The sequence below is a fragment of the Pseudomonas sp. MIL19 genome (genome assembly GCF_028680365.1).
In the GTDB taxonomy this organism is placed as follows: Bacteria; Pseudomonadota; Gammaproteobacteria; order Pseudomonadales; family Pseudomonadaceae; genus Aquipseudomonas; species Aquipseudomonas spirodelae.
This window is the reverse complement of sequence record NZ_JAPPVG010000028.1, coordinates 15,569-37,521: the sequence shown is the minus strand read 5'-3', so window position 1 is coordinate 37,521 and position 21,953 is coordinate 15,569. Positions and strand designations below refer to the sequence as shown.

The window sequence follows — 21,953 nt, the reverse complement described above, 5'->3', positions numbered from 1 at the left end:
GCCTGCCAACGAGAGCCCCCATGCAACCTGCTTCCCCACGCCAGATTTTCCTTGCCCTGTTCGCCGGCGGTGCTGCGCTGGTGGTGGTACACGCGCTGGGCCGCTTCGCCTTCACCCCATTGCTGCCGCACTTTCTCGCCGACCAGCTGTTCAGCCTTGAGCAGGGCGCACAGCTGGCCAGCTGGAACTACCTCGGCTACCTGCTCGGTGCGCTGCTGGCATTGCCTCTGTACACGCCGGCGCGCTTGCGCCTGGCGTTGCCCTTGGCGCTGCTGCTCAATGCCCTGCTGACGCTGGCGCAGGGTTTCAGTGAGAACTTCCTGCTATTGCAGGCGCTGCGCCTGGCCAATGGCATCAGTAACGGCGTGGTCTTTGTACTGGCCCCGGCGCTGGTACTGGAATGGCTCGCTGCACGCCAACGGGCCAGCCTCAGTGGCCTGGTCTACCTGGGTTTCGCCGCTGGGCTGTCGTTGGCCGGTTGGCTGGCCGACGCACCGGCGTCCTGGCTGCACGGCCCCGAACGCTGGTGGCCGATGGCAGCTATTGCCCTGCCGCTGGCCTTGCTCAGCGCCTGGCTACTTAGCCGCCTGCAGCTGCACCAGCGGCATAGCGCGCCGGTCGCCAACCGCAGCCGCTTGTTTGACCGTGCCAGCACTCCGCTGTTTCTCGCCTATGCCGGCGCGGGCCTGGGTTACATCCTGCCGATGACCTTCCTGCCGACCCTGGCGCAGGAGCAATTACCGCCTGGGCACAGCCTGATCAGCGGCGCCTGGCGCTGGACGGCCCTGGCCTGCCTGATTTCGATCCCGCTATGGAATGCGCTGGGCGCGCGCTTCGGCGACCGTCATGCCTTGCTGGCCACCTACCTGCTGCAAGCGGTGGGCTGCGCCGCGCCCTGGCTGTTCCCCAGCGCCGGCGGTGTCCTGCTGTGCGCCGTACTCGTGGGAGGCAGCTTTATGGGCAGCGTGCTGCTGACTCAACGCCTGGCGCGCACCCTACAACCGCATCAAGGCCCTCGGCTGTCGGCGGCCCTGATCGCCTTATACGGCGGCGCGCAATTGGCAGGCCCCTGGCTCGCAGGGATGTGGCTGACCTTCGGCGGCAGCCTCACGCAAAGTTTCGCCCTAGGCGTTGCCGCCATGCTCTGGGCACTCGTATGGACCTGGTTCACCCCCGCCGCCAACCCTGCCTCAGGAGCGCCGCATCCATGACCCTGCAATCACTACTCGGCTGCACCCTGCCACTGATCCAGGCCCCCATGGCCGGCTCGCACAACCACACACTGACTGCCGCCGTGTGCAATGCCGGCGGCCTTGGTTCGCTCGCCTGCGCGCTGTTCGATGCCAGTGCGTTACGCCTCGAACTAGAAGCCCTCACACGCAAAACCACGCAGCCGTTCAACCTGAACTTCTTCTGCCACACCCCGCCGCGTGTCGATGCCGCCCGCGACGCGGCCTGGCGCACAGCGCTAAGACCTTACTACGCCGAACTCGACATCGATCCGGCCAGCATCAGCAGCGGCCCCGGTCGCCTACCGTTTAGCGCCGAGATGGCCGACGTGCTCGATGAGTTCCGCCCAGCCGTGGTGAGTTTTCACTTCGGCCTGCCCGCCGCCGAGTTGCTGGCGCGGGTCAAGGCGTGCGGCGCAAAGGTGCTCAGTTCGGCGACCACGGTCGAGGAAGCACGCTGGCTAGAAGCCCATGGCGCTGATGCGATCATCGCCCAAGGCCTGGAAGCCGGCGGCCATCGCGGCATGTTCCTCAGCGAAGACCTCAACCGCCAGCTCGGCACCTTTGCCTTGCTGCCGCAGATCGTCCAGGCCGTGCAGGTACCCGTGATCGCCGCCGGCGGCATTGCCGATGCTCAGGGCGTGCGCGCGGCCATGGCCCTCGGCGCGAGTGGCGTGCAGGTCGGCACCGCTTACCTGTGTTGCGACGAGGCCAGCACCAGCGCGATCCACCGTGCGGCCCTGCTCAGCCCGGCGGCGCAACATACCGCCCTGACCAACCTGTTCAGCGGGCGCCCAGCGCGCGGCATCGTTAACCGGGTGATGCGTGAGCTGGGCCCAATCAGCCCACTGGCGCCGGCCTTCCCGTTGGCAACCAGCGCGATTGCACCGCTGCGCAGCCAGGCAGAGAGCCAGGGCAGCGGCGATTTCTCCCCGCTCTGGGCCGGCCAAAACACCCGCGGCTGCCAGGCCATCGGCGCCGCCGAGCTGACGGCGCAATTGGCCCAAGGTTTCACGCACTGAGCCTTTATCACGCCGGTTTATAGTGCTGGGAGCTGCGCCGCAGGCTGCTTAGACTCGGCCCATTGCAACCGGAGGTATAAGCATGTCCGAGTCCCTGCTCAGTTCCCGTAACCTGGCCTTCGAGCTGTATGAAGTGCTGGACGCCGAAGGCCTGACCCAGCGCGAGCGTTTCGCCGAGCACAGCCGCGAAACCTTTGATGCTGCCATCGACACTGCGCGCAGCATCGCCGAGAACCTGTTCGCTCCGCACAATCGCAAGAACGACGAACACGAGCCAGAGTATGTCGACGGCGCTGCGGTGCTGATCCCTGAGGTCAAGCCGGCGGTAGATGCCTTCCTCGAGGCGGGCTTTCTCAATGCTACCCGCGAGTTCGAGGTCGGCGGCATGCAGCTACCCAACCTGCTTTCGCAGGCCTGCTTTGCGCACTTCCAGTCGGCTAACGCGGCGACCACCTCGTACCCATTCCTGACCATGGGCGCGGCCAACCTGATCGAGAACTTCGGCACGGCCGAACAGAAGCAACGCTTTCTGCAGCCGATGATCGATGGGCGTTTCTTCGGCACCATGGCGCTGACCGAGCCGCACGCCGGCTCGTCACTGTCGGACATCCGCACCCGCGCGGAACCTGCCGAAGACGGCACTTACCGGCTCAAGGGCAACAAGATCTTTATCTCCGGCGGCGATCACCCGCTCAGCGAGAACATCGTGCACATGGTGCTGGCCAAGCTGCCGGACGCACCTGCCGGGGTGAAGGGCATCAGCCTGTTTATCGTGCCGAAGTTCCTGGTCAATGACGACGGCAGCCTGGGCAAGCGCAATGACGTGGTTCTAGCGGGCCTGTTCCACAAGATGGGCTGGCGCGGCACCACCTCTACGGCGTTGAACTTCGGCGATAACGGCGACTGCGTCGGCTATCTGGTGGGCAAGCCGCACCATGGCCTGAGCTACATGTTCCAGATGATGAACGAAGCGCGCATCGGCGTCGGCATGGGCGCGGTAATGCTCGGCTACGCCGGCTACCTGTATTCACTGGACTACGCCCGTCAGCGCCCGCAAGGTCGCCTGCCGGATGGCAAAGACCCCACCTCCAGCCAAGTGGCGATCATCGAACACGCCGACGTGCGGCGCATGCTGCTGACGCAGAAAGCCTATGTGGAGGGCTCGTTCGATCTCGGCCTATACGCTGCTCGCCTGTTCGACGACACCCTGACCCTCGAGAGCGAAGAAGAGCGCCGCAGCGCCTTGGAGTTGCTCGACCTGCTCACCCCGATCGTCAAATCCTGGCCGTCTGAGTTCTGCCTCAAGGCTAACGAACTGGCGATCCAGATTCTCGGCGGCCACGGTTACACCCGCGATTACCCGGTGGAGCAGTATTACCGCGACAACCGCCTGAATCCGATACACGAAGGCACTCACGGCATCCAGTCCCTCGACCTGCTCGGCCGCAAGGTGTCGATGAACGGCGGCGCCGCGCTCAAGCAACTGCTCAAGCTGATCCACGGCACCTGCCAACGTGCCGAAGCCCATGCCTCGCTGACCACCCTGCGCCAGCCGCTGGAGCAACTGCTGGCAAGGCTGCAAGCGGTGACCTTGGCACTGCTCGGCGACCTGATGGGCGGCAAAGTGAATGAAGGCCTGGCCAACTCGGCGCTATACCTCAAGGTCTTTGGCCATACTGTGATCGGCTGGCGCTGGCTGGAGCAGGCGATCCGCGCCGAAGAGGGCCTGGCACGCCTGACTAATAAAGAGGCCAACGCCGCCGATGTCGACTTCTACCAAGGCAAGCTGCAGGCCGCGCGTTACTTCCTCACCTGGGAAGTGCCGAGCTGCCACCACGACCTGGCCATCCTCGAAGCCCGCGACGACACCTGCCTGAGCATGCAGGATGCCTGGTTCTAAAAACCTGCAGACGCTTAGCTGCAGGTCCTCGCATGCGTTCATTGCATCGCCCTAGCTCGACAGGGCGTAACAGGTTTTTAAGCGCATAGCATGCTGTTACAACACGCCCGGCCGATGCCGGGCGTTTTTTTCAGCGGCAAATTCGAGCAACGGTTAGAATCGCTGGCACGCGCCATGCATAGTGGCACGCTCACCACCCGCACGGAGTACGCGCCTTGGATGCCAGCACCATCAATAATCTTTTTTTGGTCGGTGGTGTGCTGGTCGCAATGAGCATTCTCGTCAGCGCGTTTGGCTCGCGTTTCGGCATCCCCATCCTGGTGATTTTTCTCGGCGTCGGCATGCTCGCCGGCACCGACGGCCCGGGCGGCATCATCTTCAACAATTACCCGCAAGCCTACCTGGTCGGTAACCTCGCGCTGGCGATCATCCTGCTCGACGGCGGCATGCGCACCCGCGTGTCGAGTTTTCGCGTGGCCTTATGGCCCTCGCTTTCCCTGGCCACGCTGGGGGTACTGATAACCGCCGGGCTGACGGGCATTGCCGCGGCCTGGCTGTTCGACCTGACGTGGATGGAAGGCTTGCTGATTGGTGCCATCGTCGGCTCCACCGATGCCGCCGCCGTATTCAGCCTGCTCGGCGGGCGTGGCCTCAACGAACGGGTCAGCGCCACCCTGGAAATCGAGTCCGGCAGTAACGACCCGATGGCGGTGTTTCTTACCGTTACCCTGATCGCCATGCTCGGCAGCGGCCAGGACGGCATTAGCTGGAATCTGCTGATCCAGCTGGTGCAACAGTTCGGCATTGGCGCACTGCTCGGCTTAGGGGGTGGCTGGCTGCTGCTCAACCTGATTAACCGCATGGAGCTGGCCAAGGGCCTGTACCCACTGCTGGTGGTCAGCGGCGGCCTGATCATCTTTGCCATCACCACGGCGGTGGGCGGCAGCGGCATTCTGTCGATCTACCTGTGCGGCCTGCTGCTGGGCAACCGGCCGATCCGCTCGCGCCACGGCATTCTGCATATGCTCGACGGCCTGACCTGGCTGGCGCAGATCGGTATGTTCCTGGTCCTCGGCCTGCTGGTCACCCCGCACGAATTGCTGCCGATTGCCTTGCCGGCACTGGGCTTAGCGCTGTGGATGATCCTCTTCGCGCGGCCGTTGTCGGTGTTCCTCGGCCTACTACCGTTCCGCGCCTTCCATGACCGCGAGCGGGTCTTTATCGCCTGGGTAGGCCTACGCGGCGCGGTGCCGATTATTCTCGCGGTGTTCCCGCTGATGGCCGGGCTGCCGAATGCCCAGCTGTTCTTCAATGTGGCGTTCTTTATCGTACTGGTCTCATTGTTGCTGCAAGGCACCAGCCTGCCATGGGCCGCCAAGCTACTGCGGGTGACCGTGCCGCCGGAGCCTGCGCCAGTATCACGTGCCGGCCTGGACGTGCACCCGACCAGCCAGTGGGAGCTGTTTATCTATCGCCTCGGCGCGGAAAAATGGTGCATTGGCGCGGCGCTGCGTGAGCTGAAAATGCCTGAAGGCACACGTATCGCCGCGCTGTTCCGTGGTATGGAACTGCTGCACCCTTCCGGCAGCACGACCCTGGAAGCCGGCGATTTGCTCTGTGTGGTGGGCCACGAAAATAACCTGCCCGCACTCGGCAAACTGTTCAGCCAGGCCCCGAAACGCGGCCAGGACCTGCGCTTTTTCGGTGACTTCGTGCTTGAAGGCGATGCTGAACTGGCTGCCGTTGCCGCGTTGTACGGTTTGAAACTGGAGGGTGCCGAAGGCCAACTGCACCTGGGCCGCTTTATTGCCCATAAGATTGGCGGCGAGCCGGTGATCGGCGACCAGGTGGAATGGCAAGGCCTGACCTGGACAGTGGCCGCAATGGAAGGGAACAAGATCCGCAAAGTCGGCGTCAGATTCCCCGAAGGCAGCCGCCCAGGCCCTGGGCTCTTCCTCTAACAGTCTGTTTACGCCCGGCTGCACGCCAGCCTTAACCCACTAAAGGCCATTGCGTGCGGCCCAGGCAGTTAACCAGACGCCTGTTAAACTCAGCTTCTTTATCGAGCCAACGACTGCCACTATGCCCTCTCTGCGCACCTATCTAGCCGTTGCCCTGCTCGGGCTTTGCCTGAGCGTCCCCCAGTTGCACGCCGCTGAGCCACCGAGCAGCGCTGCCGTACAAAGCAGCCTCGACAGCCTGGCAGAGCGCAAGCTGCCGGAAGCCGAGCAGCAGGCCGTCAAGCAGACACTGGAGAAAACCCTGGCGCTGCTGGTCGAGACAGCCGACAGCGAACAGCGCCTGGCCGCCCTGGAAAAGCAGCTAGAGGATGCCCCACGGCAGATTAGCGAAGCCCAGCGCGATTACGAGCGGCTGAAAAACAGCCCCCCCACTCAGGTCAACCTGCGCTACGGCAAAAGCGCCCTGCCACAGCTTGAGCAGCTACTGGCCGAGCGCAACGCGCAACTCAACGAATGGCAAAAGCAGATCATCGAGGCCAATAGCCTGGTGATCACCGCGCAGACCCGCCCAGAGCGCGCCCAGGCGGAAATCAGCAGCAACCAGACCCGTAGCCTGGAGATCAACAACCTCCTGAAAAACGGCCGCGACGGCAGTAAACCGCTGAGCAATGAGCGCCGTGACCAGTTGAATGCCGAACTGGCCAAGCTCGACGCACAAACCCAGCTGCGGCGTCAGGAGCTGGCCGGCAATAGCCTGCTGCAGGACCTCGGCAATAGCCGCCGAACCTTGCTCGATGAACGGATCAAACGCCTCGAGCAAGAACTCCTCGACCTGCAGAACCTGATCAACGAAAAACGCCGCAACCTGTCTGAACAGGCGGTGGCCGAACAATCGCGCGAAGCCGAGAAAGCCGGCAGCGACACCCTGCTGGCGCGTGAAAGCGCAATGAATCTGAAGCTGTCCGACTACCTGCTGAACGCCACCGACCGCCTCAATGAACTGACCCGCCTCAACCTGCAGACCAAGCAGCAGCTCGACAGCCTGAGCCAGAGCGACCAAGCCCTGGCGGAACAAATCAGCGTACTGCAAGGCAGCCTGCTGCTCTCACGCATTCTCTATAAACAGCAGCAGGCCCTGCCAACGTTGCAGATCGACAGCAGCCTGCCAGACCAAATCGCTGACCTGCGCCTGTATCAGTTTGAGCTGAACCAGCAGCGCGAGGCCATCAACAACCCCAGCGTCTACGTCGACAAACTGCTCAGCAACCACACGGAAGATGCGAATACCCCGGCCTTGCGCACCGACCTGCTGGATATCATCAACACCCGCCGCGAGCTGATCGACCGCCTGAACCGCGAATTAAATACGCTGCTCAACGAGTCGATCACCCTGCAGCTCAACCAGAAACAGCTACAAACCACCGCCGAAACCCTGCGGGCCACCCTCGACGAGCAGATGTTCTGGATCCCCAGCAACAAGCCGCTGGACCTGGAATGGTTCAAGTCGGTGCCGCATTTGCTGGAGCGGCAGATTGCCGAACTGCCCTGGGGCGCTAATTTGCGTCAACTGGCGGCCGGCCTAACCGAGCGACCGCTGTTGTTCCTGCCGCTACTGCTGCTGATTACCGTGTTGCTGTGGCGCCGCAGCTACCTGTACCGCAAGCTCGGCGAACTGCACCAGGACATTGGCCACTTCAAGCGTGACAGCCAGCTGCATACGCCCATGGCGATCATGCTTAACGTGCTACTGGCATTACCCGGCACCTTGCTCCTGGCGCTCTGCGGCTTCGCCCTGCAAATGGATGCCCGCGGGCAGAACGCCAACCTGGGCGAGGCGCTGTTCCAGATGGCTCAGGCCTGGCTGGTGTTCTATACCGTCTACCGCATCCTTGCCGATGGCGGCGTGGCCGAGTTGCACTTCCGCTGGGGGCACGCGCAGGTGGCCTTCCTGCACAAGCAAGTGCGCCGTTTGGGCTTGGTGGTGATGGCCTTGGTCGCCGTCGTCACAGTGGCTAAACACCAGCCCGCCGGCCTTGGCGATGACGTCATCGGCCTGACCGTGGTGCTGAGTTGCTACGCCCTGATGGTCTGGTTGCTGTACAAAACCCTGCTCACCGGCCCGGCCCGCGAGCATGGCTCGGCGTTTCGCCTGCTTATCGGTATCGCCCTCAGTCTGCTGCCCCTGGCGCTGATCATTGCGGTCGGGTTTGGTTACTACTACACCGCGCTGAAACTCAGTGACCGCCTGATCACCACCCTGTACCTGCTGATGATCTGGCTGATCATCGAAGCCACCTTTATCCGCGGTTTGTCTGTGGCGGCACGACGCCTGGCTTACCAACGCGCCCTGAGCAAGCGCCAGGCACAAAGCAGCAAAGAGGGCGGTGAAGGCACGGATATCGTCATTGAAGAGCCGACACTGGATATTGAGCAGGTCAATCAACAATCGCTGCGGCTGATTCGCCTGTCCCTACTCGGCGCCTTTATCTTCAGCCTGTATTGGGTGTGGGCGGATCTGATCTCAGTATTTGCCTACCTGGATAACATCGCACTGTATGAGTACAGCAGCGGTACCGGCGATGCCGCCGTGCTGGTGCCCATCAGCCTCAGCGATGTACTCGGCGCGCTGATCATTATTGGCATCACATTGGCCCTGGGGCGCAACTTACCCGGCCTGCTTGAGGTGCTGGTGCTGTCGCGGCTCAAACTGGCCCAAGGCAGCGCCTACGCCACCACCACGCTGCTGTCCTACGCCATTTTCGGCATCGGCTTTGTCATCACCCTGTCGACCCTCGGGGTCAGTTGGGACAAGTTGCAATGGTTGGTCGCCGCCCTGTCGGTGGGCCTGGGCTTCGGCCTGCAGGAAATCTTCGCCAACTTTATCTCCGGCCTGATCATCCTGTTCGAGCGGCCGGTTCGCATTGGCGACGTGGTGACGATCGGCAACCTGTCCGGCACGGTCAGTAAAATCCGTATTCGCGCCACCACCATCACCGATTTCGACCGCAAAGAAATCATCGTGCCGAACAAAACCTTCGTCACCGACCAACTGATCAACTGGTCGCTGAACGACACCGTCACCCGCGTCATTGTGAAAATCGGCCTGGCCTACGAGTCGGACCTGGCCCTGGCGCGCAAGCTGATGATGCAAGCCGCGATAGAGAACCCACGGGTACTGCGCGACCCGGAGCCCTTGCTGTTCTTCCTGACGATCAGCGCCAGCACCTTCGACTACGAGCTGCGCTTCCATGTCCGTGAGCTGGGCGACCGCAACGCCGCCACCGACGAAATCCTCACGCGCATCGCCCTGAGCTTCCGCGAACATAACGTCGAGATGGCATTCAATCAGGTCGATGTGTTGATCAAAAACCTGCAGGGCCATGAGCTCAATCTGAGCAGCGGAGAACTGATACAAGCCGGGGTCGCGGCTACGGCTAAGCAACAACAGTCGCCGCCCGAGCCGCCTCTAGATCCGCAGTAAATCAGTTACTCGCCCGCACATGCGGGCCAGCCCCTCACCACCGCCGGGCCGCTGTGCCTGGCTGGAGCCTGAACGTGAAGTCGCTCATCGAGTTGCAATTCGACAACCGTTTCGCCCGCCTTGGCGACGCCTTTTCTAGCCACGTATTGCCCGAGCCGATTGCCGAGCCGCGCTTAGTGGTGGCCAGCACAGCGGCGATGGCGTTGCTCGACCTCGACCCGAGCGAGGCCGAGAGTGCCGTATTTGCGCAGATTTTCAGCGGGCACAAGCTCTGGAGTACGGCCGAGCCACGGGCCATGGTTTATTCCGGGCATCAGTTCGGCGGTTACAACCCGCGCCTGGGCGATGGCCGCGGCCTGCTGCTGGGCGAGGTGCTCAACGAAGCCGGCGAGTACTGGGACCTGCACCTCAAAGGCGCCGGGCAAACCCCCTACTCACGCATGGGCGATGGCCGCGCGGTACTGCGCTCCTCGATCCGTGAATTTCTCGCCAGCGAGCACCTGCACGCCCTTGGTATTCCGTCCTCGCGGGCGCTGTGCGTGACCGGCTCCAGCACCCCGGTGTGGCGCGAGAAGCAAGAAAGCGCGGCGATGGTGCTGCGCCTGGCGCCCAGCCATGTGCGCTTCGGCCACTTCGAATACTTCTATTACACCCAGCAGCACGACCAGCTGAAGCAACTGGCCGAGCATGTGTTGCACAGCCACTACGCCGAGTGCCTACAAGACGCGCAGCCCTATCTGGCGATGTTCCGCGAGATCATCGAGCGTAACGCCACGATGATCGCCTACTGGCAGGCGTACGGTTTCTGTCACGGGGTGATGAACACCGACAACATGTCGATCCTCGGCATCACCTTCGACTACGGTCCCTATGCCTTCCTCGACGATTTCGACGCCCAGCACATCTGCAACCATTCGGATGACACCGGGCGCTACAGCTTCAGCAATCAGGTGCCCATCGCCCAATGGAACCTCGCTGCCCTCGGTCAAGCGCTGGTGCCACTGGTCGAGGTCGATGCCCTGCGCGAAAGCCTCGGCCTGTTCCTGCCGCTGTATCAGGCGCACTACCTCGATCTGATGCGTAAACGCCTAGGCCTACTGAGCGCCGATGAGGGCGATGAAGCCCGGGTGCAGCGCTTGCTGCAACTGATGCAAAGCAGCGCGGTGGACTACACCAACTTCTTCCGCGAGCTCGGCGACAGCCCAGCGGCCGAGGCTGTGGCGCGCCTGCGTGATGACTTTACCGACCTCGCCGGCTTCGACACCTGGGCCGCCGACTACCTAATACGCAGCGCTCAGGACGGCGCTGACCAGGTGCAGCGCCAGGCGCGCATGCAGGCGGTCAACCCCAAATACATCCTGCGCAACTACTTAGCGCAGCAGGCGATCGAAGCCGCCGAGCAGGGCGATTATGCCCCGGTGCGCGAACTGCATCAGGTGCTGTCACAGCCCTTCGACGAGCAGCCGGGCTTCGAGCGCTACGCCCAGCGTCCACCGGAGTGGGGTAAGCACCTGGAAATCAGCTGTTCCTCGTAGCCAGCCGTGGGAGGGGCTTTAGCCGCGACAATCGCCGCTAAAGCGCCTCCCACAGGATTTCCTACACCCCCAACATCCACTCCAGCCCCATCGCCACATGCAACTCGGCGCTGTCGAGCAACGGCAGCGGTGCGTCCACGCCCTCCAGTAACAAACCAATTTCGGTGCAACCAAGAATCGCCACCTCGGCGCCCTGCTCTTTCAGCGTGCGCAAGCAATCCAAGTAGAAGTCGCGCGCCGGCGCGAGGAACTGGCCCTGACACAGCTCGGCAAAGATCACCCGGTCGACTTCCTCCATGTGCACAGGCTCAGGGGTGATCACCTCAATCGCAAAACGCTCGGCCAACCGCTGACGGTAGAAGGCCTCCTGCATAGTAAAACGCGTCCCAAGCAAGGCAGCGCGCTTGATCCCTTGACGCTGCAAGGCCTGACCAACCGCATCGCCGATATGCAGCAACGGGATATCGATCGCGGCCTCCAGCGCCGGCGCGACCTTGTGCATGGTATTGGTGGCGAGCAGCAAAGCGGTCGCCCCAGCCTGCTGCAAGCCCTGTGCGGCCCTGGCCAAAAGCTCGCCGGCGGCCTGCCAGTCGCCACGTTGCTGCAGCTCGGCCACTTCAGCGAAGTCCACGGAATGCAGCAACAGCGGCGCCGAGTGCAGGCCGCCCAACTGCTCGCGCACGCCCTGATTGAGCAAACGGTAATAACTGGCCGTAGATTCCCAGCTCATGCCGCCCAAGATGCCTAACTGACGCATAGCGATCCCCTTCCGACAAAGCCTTGAGCCTAATTCGCCCAGGCGCCGCCGCACAGGCACAGTGGCCAGCAGAGCGGTCCGTACAGCCTTATCTGTTAAATCGAAAAGGCATATAAACCTTCCCAAACATTCTTAGACTCTCTAAGCAGCAACCCTTATCTTCTGCGCCTTGCGCCGCCATAGCCCCCATAGGTCGGCACGCCGATAGCTCAAAAGGACGTTCATGTTCTGGGATTCACTACCGCTGCCCCTGCTGTTTGTTGGCGCCCTGTTGGTTTGGGTGCTGTACGCGTTTGTACGCGAGAAGTGGAGCCCGGATATAGTCGCCGCCATTGCCGTGGCCGCGCTGCTGATTACCCAGCTGCTGACCCCAACCGAAGTGCTCAGCGTACTGAGCAACTCGGCCCCGGTGACCATCGCCTGTATGTTTGTGCTGTCCGCCGCTTTAGAGCGCACCGGCTGTATCGACGCCCTCGGCAACTGGCTGGGCGATCTGGTCGGCACCAGCCCGATCCGCGTGCTCACCGGTCTGACGATTACCGCCCTGGTCATTTCGGCCTTTCTGAATAACACCCCGGTGGTGGCCATTCTCACCCCGGTGGCGATCTCCCTGGCCCGGCGTGCCGGCACCCTGCCGTCGAAACTGCTGATTCCGCTGTCCTACGCGACCATCCTTGGCGGCACGCTGACCATGATCGGCACCTCGACCAATATTCTGGTCGATGGGGTGGCGCGCAAGGCGGGCCTGGAGCCCTTCGGCATGTTCGAAATTACCGGCGCCGGGCTGATCCTCGCCGCCGCCGGTATGGCTTATCTGCTGACCATTGGCCGGCACTTGTTGCCCGACCGCGAAACCCTGTCCAAGCAGCTGCGCCCGGATCTTGCGCGCACCTTTATGACCGAACTGCTGGTGCCGCACGACTCCCCGGTGATCGGCAAAACCCTGCACGAAGCCCATCTCAACGGTGGCAGCGGCCTGCAGGTGCTGAAAATTTTCCGCGACGAGCAGGAGCTCACCGAGCCCGCCCACGACACCCTGCTGCTGGCCGGCGATCAGTTGGTGCTGCACGGCCAGGTCAAGGATGTGGTCGAGCTGCGCGAAAGCGGCCACCTGATCTTCAACCGCAGCGATGCCTTTGAAACCATCAGCAGCCACGATGTGATCCTCGCCGAGGCCATCGTCGGACGTAACTCGCGCTACAGCCACCGGCCCATGCGCGACCTAGACCTCACCGCGCGCTATGGCATCGCCGTGCTCGCCGTGCACCGCCAGGACGAGAACATCCAGGGCAACCTGGATGACTTCGAGTTGCAGTTCGGCGACGTGATGCTGGTCGAAGGCACGCCGACGCAAATCAAACGCTTTGCCGACAACGGCGAGCTGATCAGCCTTAACGCCGTGCAGGAGCGCGCATTCCGCCGCGACAAAGCGCCGATTGCGATCATCGCCACCCTGGCGGTAATGCTGCTGGCGGCCTTTGGCGTGATGCCCATCGAAGGCCTGGCGATCATCGGCGCGGTGACCGTGCTGGCGACCCGCTGCCTGGATGTGGAAGACGCCTACAAAGCGGTGGACTGGAAGATCCTCAGCCTGATCTTCGGCATGCTGGCCATCAGCATCGCCATGGACAAAGTCGGCCTGGTCAAACTGCTGGTGGAAAGCGTGATGGGCTGGCTGCCCTGGGCCGGGCCGCTGCTGATGCTGTCGCTGATTTACTTGCTGACCTCGATCCTCACCGAGATGCTCTCGAACAACGCCGTCGCGGTACTGGTCACGCCGATTGCCATCGGCCTGGCTCAGCACCTGGGGGTGGATCCGCGCGCCTTTGTGGTCGCCGTGATGTTTGCCGCCAGCGCCAGCTTTGCCACCCCCATCGGCTATCAAACCAATACCTTCGTATACAACGCCGGCGGCTATCGCTTCACCGACTTTATGAAGGTCGGCATACCGCTCAACCTGTTGCTGTGGGCGGTTGCCAGTGTGGTGATCCCCTGGTTCTGGCCACTGGTACCGGTCTAAGCACGCGCTCGGCACCGGCCTCGGCCCGCACACTTTGCGCTGAATGCGCCGGTGCATTGACCAGGCGGTGCTGCTTTGGCCATGCTGCGTACCTTGCCATCTGCCCCGAAGGAACGTGCGTATGAAATTGGAAACCCTGGCCATCCACGCCGGCTACAGCCCTGACCCGACCACCAAGGCGGTGGCCGTGCCGATCTACCAGACCAGCTCCTTTGCCTTCGACGACACCCAGCACGGGGCCGATCTGTTCGACCTGAAGGTCGCCGGCAATATCTATTCACGAATCATGAACCCGACCAACGCCGTGCTCGAAGAGCGCGTCGCCGCGCTGGAAGGTGGCGTCGGTGCACTGGCTGTGGCCTCGGGTATGGCCGCGATCACCTACGCCATCCAGACTGTGGCCGAAGCCGGTGACAACATCGTCTCGGTGGCCAAGCTGTACGGCGGCACCTACAACCTGCTGGCCCACACCCTGCCGCGCTTTGGCATCCAGACGCGCTTCGCCGCGCACGACGACATCGCCGCCCTGGAAGCGCTGATCGACGACAAGACCAAGGCGGTATTCTGCGAATCCATCGGCAACCCGGCGGGCAATATCGTTGACCTGCAAGCACTGGCTGACGCCGCACACCGCCATGGCGTGCCGCTGATCGTCGACAACACGGTGGCCACGCCGATGCTCTGCCGGCCGTTTGAACACGGCGCCGACATCGTCGTGCACTCACTGACCAAATACATCGGCGGCCACGGCACCAGCATCGGCGGCATTGTCGTCGACTCCGGCAAATTCCCCTGGGCTGACAATAAACAGCGCTTTGCCCTGCTCAATACGCCGGACCCGTCCTACCACGGCGTGACCTACACCGAAGCCTTCGGGCCTGCCGCCTTTATCGGCCGCTGCCGCGTGGTGCCACTGCGCAATACCGGTGCGGCGCTGTCGCCGTTCAACGCCTTTTTGATCCTGCAAGGTTTGGAGACGCTCGCGCTGCGCATGGAGCGCCACTGCGAGAACGCGCTGAAGGTCGCCCATTACCTGCAAAACCACCCGCAGGTGGCTTGGGTCAAATATGCCGGCCTGCCGGATCATCCCGAGCATGCCTTGGCGCAGAAATATTGCGCAGGCAAGCCTGCGTCGATCCTGTCGTTCGGCATTGTCGGCGGTCAGGAAGCCGGGGCGCGCTTTATCGACGCGCTCCAGCTGGTGGTGCGCCTGGTGAATATCGGCGATGCTAAATCGCTCGCCTGCCACCCGGCCTCGACCACCCATCGCCAACTGAATGACGAAGAGCTGGAACGCGCCGGTGTACCGCGCGACATGGTGCGCCTATCGATTGGCATCGAACACAGCGATGACATTCTCGCCGACCTCAGCCAGGCGTTGCAGGCCGCACAAATCGTTTAAGGCACACCCGCGCACTTGATATCGGCGTCAGCGACTCCAGATTAGGACTATCCCGCGTCTGGAGTCGCCCATGTCCAATCCCCTGCTGATCCCCTGCCCGCACTGCAATGGCCTCAACCGTATTCCCTCTGAACGCCTGGGCGATGCGCCGCGCTGTGGCCGCTGCAAGGCTGAAGTGCTGCCGAGCACGCCCTTCGAGCTGAGTCAGGCCAGCTTCGCCGCGCAGAACAAAGGCGATTTACCCTTGCTGATTGACGTCTGGGCCAGCTGGTGCGGCCCATGCCGCAGTTTCGCGCCAATTTTTACCCAGGCCGCCAGCCAATTGCAGGGCCGCTGTCGCCTGGCAAAACTGGACAGCGAAGCCAACCCGCAACTGTCCACCGAGATGGGCATTCGCTCGATCCCGAGCCTGATCCTGCTTAAGGGCGGCGTGGAAATCGCCCGCCAGAGTGGCGCACTGCCATTGCCACAACTGCTCGGCTGGCTACGTCAGCACGGCATCTGAGCTGCGGCGCTGAGCGATTCAGTCAATGCCGCGATGCCAGCGCGGTCATTACCCTGCTCTTAAGCACGCATTAGGCTGGCTGCACACTCACAACCTGTGGAGCCAAGCCATGCCGATGCCCCTTGAACTGGTGCGCCAGCTCACCGAAGAACAGATCGCCTTTGTTCAGCGCAGCGGCCTCAAGGCCGAAGTCCTTGAGCCTGGCTGGGTGCGCCTGCGGATGCCTCTAGAGGGCAACCAGAACCATATCGGCAGCATGTATGCCGGCGCGCTGTTCACCCTGGCGGAGATTCCCGGCGGCGCGTTATTTCTCACCAGCTTCGATACCCAGCATTTTTATCCCATCATCAAGGAGATGAACCTGCGCTTTCGCCGCCCCGCTACCGGCGCGATTCGGGTCGAGGCACGCCTTAGCGCCGAGGAAATCCAGCGCCTGCAAAACCAGGCAACAGACCAAGGCAAGGCTGAATACCTTTTAGAGTTGCAGCTAACCGACGACAGTGGTGAAGTAGTGGTCGAGAGTCGTGGCCTGTACCAATTGCGTAGACGCTGACGCATGACCTTGCCCTAGGTCAAAAGTCCAGCTATGACTCGAGGTCACAATAAATGTGCCGACATGCATCGGCAGGAGAGTGCCGACCATGCCCAGTCATATCCTCATTGCTCACGACCTGCGCGACACCGCCGATATGGCGCTGTGCCGCGCCGCGCAACTGGCCAAACAGTTCAACGCCAAACTGACCCTGCTGCATGTGCTTGACCCGAGCAAAAGCAGCCAGGAGCATGACCAGGCCAAACAGGCTCTGGACCGCAGCCTCACCACCTATGCACCGGCCGGCACGCAACTGCTGATCCGCAGTGGCAGCAAGCCCTCGGACACTGTGCTGCAGCAGCTTAATGAACTGGGTTGCGACCTGCTGGTCCTCGGCGCCCACCACCAGCGCCACGATTTCTTCTCCGGCACTAGCCTCGACCGCATCGCCCGCAACTGTCCCGTGCCGTTGCTGTTGGTCGCACGCAATGATTCCAGCCCGTATAAACGCGCTCTGGCGGCCATCGACTTCTCGCTCTGCGCCTGCAGCGCGCTCGGCCAGGCCTATCGGCTGCTGCCCGAAACCGCTGAGCTGCATGCCTTGCACGTGTTTGAGCCTGACAAGGGCACAGCCAAGCAGGTTGAGGCGCAACTGGACACGCAGAAAGCCCTGATCAACCAGTTGCTGGAAGATGAAGCGCAAAACCTGCCAGACAAGGGCCCGACGCTGACTCATTCAGTAGAACAAGGCGGCATTCTGCGCTGCCTGCAAGCTCACCTGAAAAGTACCGATAGCGAACTACTGGTGCTCGGCAGCCACGGCCGCAGCGCACTGTCGCAAGCCCTGCTCGGCAGCCTGGCGCAGCACTTCCTGCACAAGGCACCCTGCGATATCTACGTGGTGCGGTAGGGTGAGTTTGCTGCGCAGAAGCGTAACCCACCAATAAAAAAGCTGCCTAGGCAGCTTTTTTATTGGTGGGTTACGATCAGCGGGCATTGAGCAGGTCATGCAACTCGACAAACTGCTGGGTCAGCTTGTGGTTGCGATCCAGATAAACCAGCGGCATGCAGGCCTGGTGCGACTCGCGCATCTTCACCGAACTCATCAGATTGACCGGCAACACCGGTAAGCCCTCGGCGACCAACTCATCGAGCAGTTGCTGCGGCAAGGTCGCGCGCGGCTGGAATTGGTTGACCACGATACCTTCAACCTCAAGCCCTTCATTGTGGTCTTCCTTAAGCTCTTCAATTTCCCGCAATAAGCCATACAGCGCCTGACGCGAGAAGCTGTCGCAGTCAAAGGGAATCAGCACCCGGTCGGCCGCGATCAACGCCGAAACGGTGTAAAAATTCAGTGCGGGCGGGGTATCCAGGTAGATGCGCTCGTAATCCTCACCCAGCTCATCGAGCAATTTGCGCAGCTTGTTGATCTTGTGTTTCTGCTCAAGCTTGGGCTGCAGGTCAGCCAGCTCAGCGGTGGCGGTGACCACATGCAGGTTGTCGAACGGCGTTTCGTAGATATCAACCCGGCCTTTCTTGCCGAAGGGCGCGGACGACAGAGTGTTCTTGAAGAACTCGGCGATCCCCATAGGAATCTCATCGCCGGTCAAACCGGTGAGGTAATGCGTCGAGTTGGCCTGGGCATCCAGGTCGATCAACAGCGTGCGATAGCCCTGGGAAGCGCTGACGGCGGCCAGGTTGCAGGCAATGCTGGACTTACCCACACCGCCCTTCTGATTGAAAATTACGCGCCGCATAAAATACCTCCCTGATAGCAGACTGATCGATTCTATGCACAGGCGCCAACTAGAGCTAGGCATTCATCCCATGCGTTGCTGCGCAGAGTAAATGCAAACCCTCAGGCCCGCCGAGGAGGAGAACGGCCAGACCATCGCCAACCCACACAATGCAAAAGGGCCGCAAGTGCGGCCCTTTTTATACATCTACGCGTGGTATTGCGCCGACAACTCATGCACCGCTTCGAAGAACGCACCGGCATGCGCCGGGTCGACTTCTGGGGTGATGCCGTGGCCGAGGTTGAACACCTGACCGCTACCATGGCCGTACGACGCCAAGATGCGCCCGACTTCGGCGCGAATCGCCGCCGGGTTGGCGTACAACACGCTCGGGTCCATGTTGCCCTGCAAGGCCACCTTGTCGCCGACGCGGGCGCGGGCGCTGCCGATGTCACAGGTCCAGTCCAGGCCCAGCGCTTCAGCACCTGTCTCGGCCATAGATTCCAACCACAGGCCGCCGCCTTTGGTGAACAGGATTACCGGCACGCGACGACCGTCGTGTTCGCGAATCAAACCGTCGACGATCTTCTGCATATAGGCCAGGGAAAACTCCTGATAGGCTGCTGCCGACAGCGAACCACCCCAGGAATCGAAGATTTGCACCGCTTGCGCACCGGCCTTGATCTGGCCGTTAAGGTAGGCGGTAACCGACTGTGCCAGCTTGTCGAGCAACGCATGCATGGCCTGCGGGTTGTCGTAGAGCATGGCCTTGGACTTGCGGAAGTCCTTCGAGGAGCCACCTTCGACCATGTAGGTGGCCAGGGTCCAGGGGCTGCCGGAGAAGCCGATCAACGGCACGCGGCCATTCAGCTCACGGCGAATAGTGCGCACGGCGTCCATCACATAGCCCAGGTCTTGCTCGGGATCAGGGATCGGCAGCGCTTCGATATCAGCCATGGAGCTGATGACTTTGTTGAAACGCGGGCCTTCGCCGGTTTCAAAATACAGGCCTTGGCCCATGGCGTCGGGAATGGTCAGGATGTCGGAGAAGAGAATCGCCGCGTCCAGCTGCGGGTAACGATCCAGCGGCTGCAGCGTGACCTCGCAGGCCAACTCGGGGTTCTTCATCAGTTTGACGAAATTACCCGCCTTGGCGCGGGTGGCGCGGTACTCGGGCAGGTAACGACCGGCCTGACGCATCATCCACACCGGGGTGACGTCGACAGGTTGCTTGAGCAGGGCACGAAGGAAACGGTCGTTCTTCAAGACGGTCATGGTGGCATCCGAAAAAAGTGTGAGCACCTTGCACGATCAACGCGCCGCTATACGAGGCCGTTCACCGCCCAAAGGCAAAAAGATGCGCCATTGTCGCAAAGCACATAACAAAAGGCACGGCGGGCTACCGTGCCTTTTATCTATTGCGACGATTTGCCTCGCCGGGGGCCGGCGAAATAGCCCAAGTGATGCGATAAATAACGAGTCGCTGATGAGTTCTTAACGTCTTTTTCACACCCGCGTCTCTACTTTGGCAACCGTCTTCCCCCTCCTCCCTTGCCTGACGGATTGCGCCGATGAACAAACTGCCTGCCATCACCCTGAGCTTCTGGGTGATGAAGATTTGTGCCACCACCCTGGGCGAAACCGCCGGGGATTTACTGCCCATGACGCTGGATGTCGGCTATGCCATAAGCTCACTGATTCTTATCAGCCTGTTTCTCCTCACCCTGATCGGCCAGCTAAGGGCGCGCAGCTACAACCCGGCGCTGTATTGGACGGTGATTCTGGCCACCAGCACCGCCGGCACCACCATCTCCGACTTTATGGACCGCACCCTGGGCCTGGGCTACGCCACCGGTTCGGCGTTGCTGGTGACGTTATTGATTTCGATTTTCGCCATTTGGTACCTGAGCGAAAAATCCCTTTCTGTCGACCATATCGAGAGCCGTCGAGGTGAGCTGTTCTACTGGATGGCGATTCTGTTTTCCAACACCCTGGGCACTGCGCTGGGTGATTACCTGGCCGACGACTCGGGCCTGGGTTTTGCCGGCGGCGCACTGTTGATTGGCAGCCTGATCACTGCAGTGGTGGCCGCTAAGTACGTCACCCGCATCTCGCACGTCGTGTTGTTCTGGCTGGCGTTTGTGCTGACCCGGCCATTCGGCGCGACCCTCGGTGACTTCCTCAGCAAACCGCTGGATCACGGCGGCCTGGGCTTCGGCACGGTGGGGTCGTCCGCCGCATTGGCCATTACCCTGGTCGTACTGGTGGCTGGCGCGGTATGGAGCACCCGCCGCGAGCGCGCCGTAGGTTTTAGGGCCGCACCCAGCAACTAAATCGGCGCAACAGCCCGCGACTTGCGCGCCAGTGGCACTGCAAGCAGAAACGACAAAGCCAGCCCTAGGGCTGGCTTTGTTTATTGCAACCTCACTGCTCGGTAATTAAACGCCGAGGTAGTCGAGGATGCCTTCTGCAGCGTTACGCCCTTCGAAGATCGCCGTCACCACCAGATCAGAACCGCGGACCATGTCGCCACCGGCGAATATCTTCGGGTTGCTGGTCTGGTGCTTGAACTGGCTCTGCTCCGGCGCCACCACACGGCCCTGACTGTCAGTGTCGATGGTGAAATCGCTGAACCAGGCGGCCGGGCTTGGACGAAAACCGAAGGCGATCAGCACGGCTTCCGCCGGGATGATTTCCTCGGAACCGGGAATCGGCTCGGGGCTGCGACGGCCACGGGCATCCGGCTCGCCGAGACGGGTCTCGACCACCTTCACGCCTTCGACCTTGTCCTCACCCACAATGGCGATAGGCTGACGGTTAAAGAGGAACTTCACGCCCTCTTCTTTGGCGTTCTTCACTTCCTTGCGCGAGCCCGGCATGTTTTCTTCGTCGCGGCGATAGGCGCAGGTCACCGACTTGGCGCCCTGGCGAATCGAGGTGCGGTTGCAGTCCATCGCCGTGTCACCACCGCCGAGCACGACGATGCGCTTGCCCTTCATGTCGATAAAGTCTTCCGGCGACTTCTCGAAACCGAGGTTGCGGTTGACGTTGGCGATCAGGAAGTCCAGCGCGTCGTGCACACCCGGCAGGTCTTCACCAGGGAAGCCGCCCTTCATGTAGGTGTAGGTGCCCATGCCCATAAACACGGCATCGTACTCATCCAGCAACTGCTGCATGCTGATGTCTTTGCCGATTTCGGTGTTCAGGCGGAACTCGACACCCATGCCGGTAAAGACTTCGCGGCGATGGCTGAGGACGGTCTTTTCCAGCTTGAACTCGGGGATACCGAAGGTCAGCAGGCCGCCGATTTCTGGGTTCTTGTCGAACACCACCGGCGTCACACCATTGCGCACCAGCACGTCGGCGCAGCCCAGGCCGGCGGGGCCGGAACCGATCACTGCCACGCGCTTGCCGGTTGGCACAACGCCGGACATGTCCGGACGCCAGCCCATGGCGAAAGCCGTGTCGGTGATGTACTTCTCCACCGAACCGATAGTCACCGCGCCGAAGCCGTCGTTGAGGGTACAAGCACCCTCGCACAGACGGTCCTGCGGACACACCCGACCGCAGACTTCCGGCAGGGTGTTGGTCTGGTGGCTCAGTTCGGCAGCCGCGAGGATGTTGCCCTCGGACACCAGCTTCAGCCAGTTGGGAATGAAGTTGTGCACCGGGCACTTCCACTCGCAATACGGGTTGCCGCAGCCCAGGCAGCGATGCGCCTGGTCTGCCGCATGCGCCGGCTTAAAGTTGTCGTAGATCTCGACGAACTCTTTCTTACGCTGACGCAACAGTTTCTTCTTCGGGTCTTTGCGCCCGACTTCGATGAACTGGAAGTCGTTATTCAGACGTTCAGTCATTGCAATACCTCATCAA

At 61.9% G+C, this 21,953-nt stretch carries 16 protein-coding genes; 12 read left to right on the top strand and 4 right to left on the bottom strand.

Features of this window, described 5'->3' with window-relative positions; all coding sequences use genetic code 11:
• Positions 1-20 precede the first annotated feature (20 nt).
• From N1078_RS15645 to selO, 6 genes are all read left to right on the top strand, one after another.
• The gene (locus tag N1078_RS15645) at positions 21-1,211 is read left to right on the top strand and encodes a YbfB/YjiJ family MFS transporter (protein WP_274089086.1); all 1,191 of its coding nucleotides are present in this window, start codon (positions 21-23) and stop codon (positions 1,209-1,211) included.
• Positions 1,208-2,251, top strand: a complete 1,044-nt coding sequence (locus N1078_RS15640; RefSeq protein ID WP_274089085.1) for an NAD(P)H-dependent flavin oxidoreductase — start codon at positions 1,208-1,210, stop codon at positions 2,249-2,251. Before N1078_RS15645 ends, N1078_RS15640 begins: the two co-directional genes overlap by 4 nt.
• 82 nt (positions 2,252-2,333) lie before the next feature.
• Positions 2,334-4,151, top strand: coding sequence for an acyl-CoA dehydrogenase (locus tag N1078_RS15635; RefSeq protein ID WP_274089084.1), 1,818 nt, complete (start codon positions 2,334-2,336; stop codon positions 4,149-4,151).
• A gap of 215 nt (positions 4,152-4,366) precedes the next feature.
• The gene (locus tag N1078_RS15630) at positions 4,367-6,112 is read left to right on the top strand and encodes a potassium/proton antiporter (RefSeq protein WP_274089083.1); all 1,746 of its coding nucleotides are present in this window, start codon (positions 4,367-4,369) and stop codon (positions 6,110-6,112) included.
• 121 nt (positions 6,113-6,233) lie between these two features.
• Positions 6,234-9,593, top strand: coding sequence for a mechanosensitive channel MscK (gene mscK, locus N1078_RS15625; RefSeq protein WP_274089082.1), 3,360 nt, complete (start codon positions 6,234-6,236; stop codon positions 9,591-9,593).
• Between the two features lie 74 nt (positions 9,594-9,667).
• Positions 9,668-11,128, top strand: coding sequence for a protein adenylyltransferase SelO (gene selO / locus N1078_RS15620; RefSeq protein WP_274089081.1), 1,461 nt, complete (start codon positions 9,668-9,670; stop codon positions 11,126-11,128).
• Between the two features lie 61 nt (positions 11,129-11,189).
• On the opposite strand, the gene N1078_RS15615 is transcribed toward selO, so the two are convergent.
• A complete protein-coding gene (locus N1078_RS15615) occupies positions 11,190-11,885 on the bottom strand; it encodes an aspartate/glutamate racemase family protein (RefSeq protein ID WP_274089080.1) in 696 nt (231 codons plus the stop codon).
• A gap of 223 nt (positions 11,886-12,108) precedes the next feature.
• On the opposite strand from N1078_RS15615, the gene N1078_RS15610 reads away from it, so the two are divergent.
• From N1078_RS15610 to N1078_RS15590, 5 genes are all read left to right on the top strand, one after another.
• Positions 12,109-13,905 carry an SLC13 family permease gene (locus N1078_RS15610; RefSeq protein WP_274089079.1) on the top strand — a complete coding sequence of 599 codons (1,797 nt, stop codon included), beginning with the start codon at positions 12,109-12,111 and terminating at the stop codon, positions 13,903-13,905.
• A gap of 121 nt (positions 13,906-14,026) precedes the next feature.
• The gene (locus tag N1078_RS15605; protein WP_274089078.1) at positions 14,027-15,307 is read left to right on the top strand and encodes a bifunctional O-acetylhomoserine aminocarboxypropyltransferase/cysteine synthase; all 1,281 of its coding nucleotides are present in this window, start codon (positions 14,027-14,029) and stop codon (positions 15,305-15,307) included.
• 70 nt (positions 15,308-15,377) lie between these two features.
• Positions 15,378-15,812, top strand: coding sequence for a thioredoxin TrxC (gene trxC, locus N1078_RS15600; protein ID WP_274089077.1), 435 nt, complete (start codon positions 15,378-15,380; stop codon positions 15,810-15,812).
• A 109-nt stretch (positions 15,813-15,921) separates the two neighbouring features.
• Complete coding sequence (locus tag N1078_RS15595; RefSeq protein WP_274089076.1) at positions 15,922-16,365, top strand: YiiD C-terminal domain-containing protein; 444 nt, start codon at positions 15,922-15,924, stop codon at positions 16,363-16,365.
• Between the two features lie 88 nt (positions 16,366-16,453).
• Complete coding sequence (locus N1078_RS15590) at positions 16,454-17,254, top strand: universal stress protein (RefSeq protein ID WP_274089075.1); 801 nt, start codon at positions 16,454-16,456, stop codon at positions 17,252-17,254.
• Positions 17,255-17,330: 76 nt separating this feature from the next.
• On the opposite strand, the gene N1078_RS15585 is transcribed toward N1078_RS15590, so the two are convergent.
• Both N1078_RS15585 and hemE read right to left on the bottom strand, forming a co-directional pair.
• Positions 17,331-18,101, bottom strand: coding sequence for a ParA family protein (locus N1078_RS15585; protein ID WP_274089074.1), 771 nt, complete (start codon positions 18,099-18,101; stop codon positions 17,331-17,333).
• 186 nt (positions 18,102-18,287) lie between these two features.
• A complete protein-coding gene (gene hemE / locus N1078_RS15580) occupies positions 18,288-19,355 on the bottom strand; it encodes a uroporphyrinogen decarboxylase (protein ID WP_274089073.1) in 1,068 nt (355 codons plus the stop codon).
• Between the two features lie 296 nt (positions 19,356-19,651).
• Between hemE and N1078_RS15575 the strand changes: the two genes are divergently transcribed.
• Positions 19,652-20,413: a COG4705 family protein gene (locus N1078_RS15575; protein ID WP_274089072.1), complete on the top strand. Its 762-nt coding sequence runs from the start codon at positions 19,652-19,654 to the stop codon at positions 20,411-20,413.
• 105 nt (positions 20,414-20,518) lie between these two features.
• On the opposite strand, the gene N1078_RS15570 is transcribed toward N1078_RS15575, so the two are convergent.
• Complete coding sequence (locus N1078_RS15570; protein WP_274089071.1) at positions 20,519-21,937, bottom strand: FAD-dependent oxidoreductase; 1,419 nt, start codon at positions 21,935-21,937, stop codon at positions 20,519-20,521.
• Positions 21,938-21,953: the final 16 nt, after the last annotated feature.

What these genes read in the sequence shown, in the direction of transcription:
- N1078_RS15610 (WP_274089079.1), top strand. Translation starts at nt 12,109, where the DNA reads ATGTTCTGGGATTCACTACCGCTGCCCCTGCTGTTTGTTGGCGCCCTG.
- hemE (WP_274089073.1), bottom strand. Translation starts at nt 19,355, where the DNA reads ATGACCGTCTTGAAGAACGACCGTTTCCTTCGTGCCCTGCTCAAGCAA.
- N1078_RS15575 (WP_274089072.1), top strand. Translation starts at nt 19,652, where the DNA reads ATGAACAAACTGCCTGCCATCACCCTGAGCTTCTGGGTGATGAAGATT.
- N1078_RS15645 (WP_274089086.1), top strand. Translation starts at nt 21, where the DNA reads ATGCAACCTGCTTCCCCACGCCAGATTTTCCTTGCCCTGTTCGCCGGC.
- N1078_RS15615 (WP_274089080.1), bottom strand. Translation starts at nt 11,885, where the DNA reads ATGCGTCAGTTAGGCATCTTGGGCGGCATGAGCTGGGAATCTACGGCC.
- mscK (WP_274089082.1), top strand. Translation starts at nt 6,234, where the DNA reads ATGCCCTCTCTGCGCACCTATCTAGCCGTTGCCCTGCTCGGGCTTTGC.
- trxC (WP_274089077.1), top strand. Translation starts at nt 15,378, where the DNA reads ATGTCCAATCCCCTGCTGATCCCCTGCCCGCACTGCAATGGCCTCAAC.
- N1078_RS15585 (WP_274089074.1), bottom strand. Translation starts at nt 18,101, where the DNA reads ATGCGGCGCGTAATTTTCAATCAGAAGGGCGGTGTGGGTAAGTCCAGC.
- N1078_RS15570 (WP_274089071.1), bottom strand. Translation starts at nt 21,937, where the DNA reads ATGACTGAACGTCTGAATAACGACTTCCAGTTCATCGAAGTCGGGCGC.
- N1078_RS15595 (WP_274089076.1), top strand. Translation starts at nt 15,922, where the DNA reads ATGCCGATGCCCCTTGAACTGGTGCGCCAGCTCACCGAAGAACAGATC.
- N1078_RS15590 (WP_274089075.1), top strand. Translation starts at nt 16,454, where the DNA reads ATGCCCAGTCATATCCTCATTGCTCACGACCTGCGCGACACCGCCGAT.
- N1078_RS15635 (WP_274089084.1), top strand. Translation starts at nt 2,334, where the DNA reads ATGTCCGAGTCCCTGCTCAGTTCCCGTAACCTGGCCTTCGAGCTGTAT.
- N1078_RS15640 (WP_274089085.1), top strand. Translation starts at nt 1,208, where the DNA reads ATGACCCTGCAATCACTACTCGGCTGCACCCTGCCACTGATCCAGGCC.
- N1078_RS15605 (WP_274089078.1), top strand. Translation starts at nt 14,027, where the DNA reads ATGAAATTGGAAACCCTGGCCATCCACGCCGGCTACAGCCCTGACCCG.